6 protein-coding genes are annotated in these 6055 nt (G+C 60.4%); 3 read left to right on the forward strand and 3 right to left on the reverse strand.

Annotated elements, in window-relative coordinates; all coding sequences use genetic code 11:
* Window positions 1-1330 (reverse strand): hypothetical protein (locus OXK16_11015; GenBank protein MDE0376479.1); only part of this gene is annotated, 1330 nt, incomplete at its 3' end.
* 758 nt (window positions 1331-2088) lie between these two features.
* Here OXK16_11015 and OXK16_11020 point away from each other — a divergent pair.
* Complete coding sequence (locus OXK16_11020; protein ID MDE0376480.1) at window positions 2089-2361, forward strand: hypothetical protein; 273 nt, start codon at window positions 2089-2091, stop codon at window positions 2359-2361.
* A gap of 96 nt (window positions 2362-2457) precedes the next feature.
* Here the strand turns inward: OXK16_11020 and OXK16_11025 are convergent, their stop codons facing one another.
* Both OXK16_11025 and OXK16_11030 read right to left on the reverse strand, forming a co-directional pair.
* Window positions 2458-2778: a type II toxin-antitoxin system VapC family toxin gene (locus OXK16_11025; GenBank protein ID MDE0376481.1), complete on the reverse strand. Its 321-nt coding sequence runs from the start codon at window positions 2776-2778 to the stop codon at window positions 2458-2460.
* 78 nt (window positions 2779-2856) lie between these two features.
* Window positions 2857-3162: a toxin-antitoxin system HicB family antitoxin gene (locus OXK16_11030; GenBank protein MDE0376482.1), complete on the reverse strand. Its 306-nt coding sequence runs from the start codon at window positions 3160-3162 to the stop codon at window positions 2857-2859.
* Window positions 3163-4674: 1512 nt separating this feature from the next.
* Here OXK16_11030 and OXK16_11035 point away from each other — a divergent pair.
* On the forward strand, window positions 4675-5094 hold the full coding sequence (locus tag OXK16_11035; GenBank protein MDE0376483.1) for an HIRAN domain-containing protein: 420 nt from the start codon (window positions 4675-4677) through the stop codon (window positions 5092-5094).
* 158 nt (window positions 5095-5252) lie between these two features.
* Entirely contained in the window at window positions 5253-5447 is a 195-nt protein-coding gene (locus tag OXK16_11040; GenBank protein MDE0376484.1) for a DUF378 domain-containing protein, read from the forward strand.
* The last annotated feature ends 608 nt before the right edge of the window (window positions 5448-6055 follow it).

Here is a 6055-nt window from a genome sequence, read left to right on the forward strand (position 1 = left end):
AGAGGGCCAGCTCCGCGTGGTCGAATCCCGAGTCAAGTTGTTCCTGCTGGACTGGTTCTTCGGCGGATTCGAGTGCTGTCTTTATGCGCCTGTAGGCGGCTACGACGAAGGTTGCTCCGCCAACGGTCACGATTACGGGCCCCGCTGCTGAAATCGCCGGGCCTGCACCGAGCGAGAGGGCCACCATCCAACCGACTCCGCCGATCGCGGAGACCCCTCCCTTCTTGAGAATGTCTTTGGCGGCGTCCTGGATACCTTCATCGATGTCCTTATCACCCTTGTAGACGTAGATGTAGTTCTCGGCGACGCTGACCACGCCTTCGAGCGCCATGCCGATGCAACCCGCCGTCGCGGCTGTCCTGATCGCCTGGTTCGCGACGATACCGGCGGCGTCCATTGCGTTGACAGCGTTCGCCTTGGCCAGTTCCGTCGGTTTCATATCGGCCCCGCCACGAGCCAGGTTGTCCTTGGCCCGCTCCCAAACGATGTTGGAATGCTCCATCATCCTCTCCGGAGCGTTGGCGACCGCCTGGATATGACCGGCGTGCTTGCCCTCGACGAACTTGAGCACAGCATCCTCACCGAGGTTGCGTACGGCTGCTGGGACGCCTTCCTCGAAGAACGCTTGTGCGACGTCGATCGGTCTCCAGGCCCCTCGGAGGCCTGCCACGGCGAACTTCGCCTTCACGGCCGGAGCGAGGTCACTGAAGGACGGAACCATCTGCTCGACCACAAGGAACGCCGCGCTCACCGAAGCCGCGGTCGCCTTGCCCCACTCAGCAGGGTCTTCTCGAAACCTCCTCGCATTGCGGTCGAGTCCACGCATCTGCTCGCCGATCGCCTCGTTCAAGGCGGCGCCGAACTCGCTGAACCGGGCATAGGTCTCGCCGCCTACTAGACCCATTCGGGAAACGGCCCTTCCGGTGAGGTTGCCGACCCTGGCCCCGCCTTCGAGCGCCCCAGTCCGAGCCTTGCGCGCAACCGTCTGTGCTGCTCTACCGACGGCGCCAGCCGTCCTGTCGGCCGCCTGCCACATCCGCCTACCAGTGCTCTTCAGTCTCCCCGTTCCCGGATCGCTCGGAGGTGCCGTACCTGCCACCTCCATCTCATCCCCTAGGTACTCCGCCAAGGAGTACTCGGGATCCATGTCGTGGAACACCACGGTGACGAGGTCCCGATGCAATCCCTGGAGTCGAGGACTCAGGTGGCGGGCGACAGTATCGGCCACATCGTCCGCAAGTTGCCGCTTGACCGTGTCGGGATCGCCTTCTATTAGGTCGTACCTGAAGTGAACGTGAACTACTGACACGAGGCCCCCTCCTGTCGGCAATGACCATGGTCAATCGAACGGGCGCACACGAAGTCTATCGGGGTGACAGATCCAGGCCCTTTCGCCCTATCCGTCAATGAAGGATTGTCACAGATCGACCGGCCTTGGCTTCGCCTAGGCGCATTGGAGGTATTCACGTCCAGTTGGCCTCGCAATCGGAAACGAGACTCCAGTCAAGACGTCGAGGGAATCGACCAATCTCCGTGTTTCAGGACCTTCCTCGCGGTTGAGCGGTCCAAATCCGGTTTGGCTGCTGTATCGAGAACGGTCGAGACCCGACCACCGGACAACTCCGCAGAAGGCCCACCTGCCAACTCCAGAAGCGGGGGAACCTGAGGGGCATCTTCCGATAACGCGTCGGTTGCGGGCGGAACCGGACTCGGCGGCCTGGGCCGCGTGGCTGGCGAAACTCGCCAGGGCAGGCTCGCCCGCCCTCCATTGCGAGTACCAGATAGTCGGCACCATCTATCGAGTCACAAAGCACCGGCTGAGGCTGGCTTCGGAAGATACATGTATCCGGAGCATCGCACGATCGGATGAGCCTCCGGTCCATAGCGGATGCCTCTAATATGGGACCGGATACGCTTGAAGCGCACAATGCCTGAGCCCGTCGTCCGTCGCAAGGCCGGCCCCGTCATGTGTATGAGGAGAATGGCCTACCTGCTCGGAGTGCTGGGAGCCACCACAGTGGTCCCGCTGATCGTCCTGATCGTGGTTCTTGCTAAAGTCCTAGCGTCAGCAAGCGAGGAAGGGTCGGGATGGATTCGACGCTGGACCGGATACTCGAACGTCTTGACCGGATCGATAGACGGCTCTCCAGCATCGAGGATTTCAGTGCCCACATTGAGGAAGTCGAGATCAGCCTGTCGAATCAGATCAAGGATCTGGACAAGAAGCTGTTCCGGCTGGAATCCTTGACCTCCACGCTGGTCAAGGAGCACGGCAGGTTCACCACCGCCGCGCTCCAATCCCTCTCACACATCCGAGACCAGGTACAACGGCCCGCATTCGTCGATTCGTCGCGCCGCTAACCCTGGTTGACATGATCTAATACGTAAAACAACTGTACCATATCACACCTGCCAGGTGGGCAGAACCGATGTCGCGACCCAGTGTGCAGCTAGGCATCAGACCATTCGAACGTCTTGTATAACCACACCCAGGCCCAACGCCCGAGTCAGCCGGCTGTCCGCGGCAGCAGGGGGTATCCTGTAAAGGCGGGCGCAAGCGACGTAGAGAGCGTCGTAGGAGGTGACGTTGTGATGGTGGTACCAGGCCCATCGGGCCAATTCCCTATGGCGAACCCGAGCCACCGGCCAGCGGATCAGGTCCTCTACAACCATGCGCGCCCGTTCCTCCTCGAGACGTCCCCGCAGGACCATCTCGCGCAACACCGATAACACCTCTGCATCCATCAATTCGGGCGCGACTAACGAAGCCCTCTCGATCGTGCTCGCGAGCGTCCTAACCGAGCGGTGTTCTCAGCAGGTACTCGAAGGCGACAGAGGCATCGATGACATAACCTGTCATCCGATGTCGATACCGTCCATGCCCAGGCTCGAACGACCACCTCGGGACAGATGATCGTCCGGATACCAGGATCCGATCTCTCTGTCGCGGCTTAGCCGCTCCTCCGCGATCAGTGTGGCTGTGTCCACGCCGAGATCGGTCTCGGGGCGGCGGGCCATGTGCCCGCGCCACTCCCACATCGCGAGCTCGCGCTCCACGGCGGCCAGCACCGCCGCGCTGATGGAGCAACGGTTCTCCCTTGCGTAGGAGCGCAGGCGCTCGTGCAGGGTGTCGGGGATATTCTTGACCTGTAGATTCGCCATTTCATGACCCTAGCATGACGTTTTGCGTGAACAGGGGAGTGGCACATTGTCAGGTTGGTTTCGGGCTTTTCTCGCAGAGGTACCGAGTGATAAGCCCTGCAACCTGGGTGAGGGCCTTCCCGTCCTCCCGCTGATCACAGGCGGCGATCAAGGACTTGTTACCGCTCGTAGTGGCGGCATCGACCGCGCGAGCCGGTTCCGTTCCTTCGTAGATCGCAGGCACCAATCCTCTCCGTCATAGCCGTCTCCTTGAAGAGCTTCCTCTCGTACTCGTTCGGTAGAAACCTCTCGCTCCGGGCAGGAACTCCTCTCGTCTCGTCGAGACAATCTCCAGCGAAGAGCAGTACCGTGAGCCGGTAGGTCGATGGTCCTGGGCCTGGGGGGAGTATGTCAGCCATCCTGGCCCACCGTCGCACCGTCATGAACTCTCCGTCCCACCAACAGGACCAGGGACGGAACATGTAGGGGCTGTTGTTCCTAGACCGGAGGATGGGCCGGTACACGAGCACGGCCTTCGCTACCTGCTCCGGAGTCGCTCCCCGGTAATCGGCCTTTCATCCTTTACGATACTGGCTAAGCTCCCACTTCTCCTCGGTCATCTCCACCTGTTACCTCCACGAGTCGACTATGACACGCACGCATTCGTTCTCGAAACGTCCTCTTACAGCGTCAAGTGGATGAGTTACCTAACTTCGGATAGAGCTGAGCTAGGACACGGCCGAAATTGTCATCTGCGACGTGGGTGCCATTGGCTGCCGAGACGGACGATGAGTTCCAGTTCGATGAGGCCACTACATCATCAACTGATCCTGGTGAGAATCGATGAGAGGACCGGCCCGCTAAGTAGGACTTTGCGGGCCGGTCTAGGTTCCTTGATGAGGGACATTCTCGTGAACCTGTTCGACGACCGTAGCACGTCAACCGATGTAAGCCAATTGGAAGGGAACCAAGGATGGAACTACTGGTCGTGTTGGTTCTCTGGCTCGCCTAGGGCTGGTGAATGGGAAACCGTGAGAGCCGGAAGGGTTGAAGCGTTGGAGCTGGCCGGACGCTCGGTGCGTTCAGCTAGCTGAAGGTACATGATCACACCTAAGACGCTTTCCGGCAACCCGAGACCCTTCAAACCCGATGCCAGCGAACCAACCCTCCAGGCAAACCCCTCTAAACCGCCAGGCTATACCAACGGGCTCGCTCCAGAAGAAGTCCGAGCGGTTCCAGTCGCTCGATAACAGCATTGAGCGGATTCCCGGAGCATTATCAGATTACCGATAGCCCGTACACTACTCGCCGGGATTATCCTTCCCGACAGGCTTTAGCAACCGAACGAGAAGAGGCGAGCGCCCGTACAGTTAGCGGCGTCGCCATGGCGGAGGAAAGAGGAGGTATTCCGATGAGCCTATGGGAAGGGCTACAGGAGCGTTGCTGTACCGACCGGGCCGGCCGAGGACGATATCATTTCCTCCTCGTCAGCAAAGTCGACGGACCGGTCAAGTGATATAGGATGCCTCTCGTATGAGCCGTCGCTATCGGGTCGCCACATACGAGGCCAGACCCCACGATGACTGCTCCTTCAACATCGTCGCCGGGTCGAAATACAAGGACAACATCGGCCTACTCCTCCGGGCTGGCCGGCGGCGAGTCCGCACCTTCGACACCTGGGACAAGCTCGGCACAGTCTGCTGGCTTGTACCCAAACGGGACAATCCGCACGAACCGCACGCGGTCGCCGTCTACGCTGGCACCCCGACAAGCTGGGACGAGGGGAGGAGCCTCCGAGTCGGCTACATCCCCGGTAGGCACGCCCAGATCCTCTTCCCGGCGCTAGTCAAGCCCGCCCAGGTGAGGGGCGTCATCGTAGGCAAGAGAGGCCGCTACAGCGTCAAGCTCGACGCCGACACTATGTACGAGGCCCTCTTCGCAGACGAGGGCTAGACCGCTCCGGTCATGAACTCATTTTCCTCATACGGCTCGCGATTGGCGGAGTTTCGGACTTCGTCGTCAGCAAGAGCCGTAGTTTCCTTACTTTAGGTTCCCGATCTGCTATGATAGGGCTCGCAATTGAGAACGTCTAGACGTCTGGGAGGGGAAGCATGGATCTACTGGACATAGGCGTAGTCCTAGCGGCCATAGGGGCCATCAATTGGGGCTTGATCGGTCTGTTCGGATTCGACCTGGTCGCAGCTATCACTACAGCAGGCAAGTTTGGTGAGACCAACGTGCTATCCAGGATCATCTATGTGGTCGTTGGTATCGCTGGAGTTCTAGCCTTTTTCACACTCGGTTAGGGCTGCTTGCTGCTGAGACACTTCGAGTAGAGGCCAGGATCCATACATCGACCATACGGATCCTAGCCCGTTAGCGTCGCTCGCGATCGTCATGTGGAATATCGAGTGGAGTGGCGCCCCGCTCGTGGCGTGTCCCGCATCTGCCGGACCGCATCGATCCACGCGCCTGACATGATCTGTTTGACCGAGACGCACTACGATCTGCTATCTCAACACGGGTACAGCATCTGCTCCCGGACCGACTACCCCTATCCGATCCGGGAGGGTCGCCGTAAGGGTTTCTCACCTGCATCAACATGGCTGCCCGCGAGGAATCGGCTGTGGTCGAGGACGATCCGACGTGGTAGCAGCGGCCGTCATCGCCGCCTTCCGTTTCGACAAGCCTGCCCGCCAGGTCCTCGATCTCCGACCAACCCCCAGTGGCCTAGGAGCCGGTGGCCGGACCTCGAAGCCGTCGCCCGCACCGTCGAGCAGATCCGATCCGGGGCACCGCGGTCGTCGGCGAAGCTTCCTGAGGAGATCCGAAAGCTGATCCGGTCCGAAGCCACCGAGTAAAGAGTTTCAGTCTCCCCGGGACCGGATCGCTACCTCTTCGGCAACCGCATCCG

The organism is bacterium (genome assembly GCA_028821235.1).
Taxonomy (GTDB): Bacteria; Actinomycetota; Acidimicrobiia; order Spongiisociales; family Spongiisociaceae; genus Spongiisocius.

Coding starts and splice junctions, on each gene's coding strand:
- OXK16_11020 (MDE0376480.1), top strand. CDS start 2,089: ATGGATTCGACGCTGGACCGGATACTCGAACGTCTTGACCGGATCGAT.
- OXK16_11030 (MDE0376482.1), bottom strand. CDS start 3,162: ATGGCGAATCTACAGGTCAAGAATATCCCCGACACCCTGCACGAGCGC.
- OXK16_11035 (MDE0376483.1), top strand. CDS start 4,675: ATGAGCCGTCGCTATCGGGTCGCCACATACGAGGCCAGACCCCACGAT.
- OXK16_11040 (MDE0376484.1), top strand. CDS start 5,253: ATGGATCTACTGGACATAGGCGTAGTCCTAGCGGCCATAGGGGCCATC.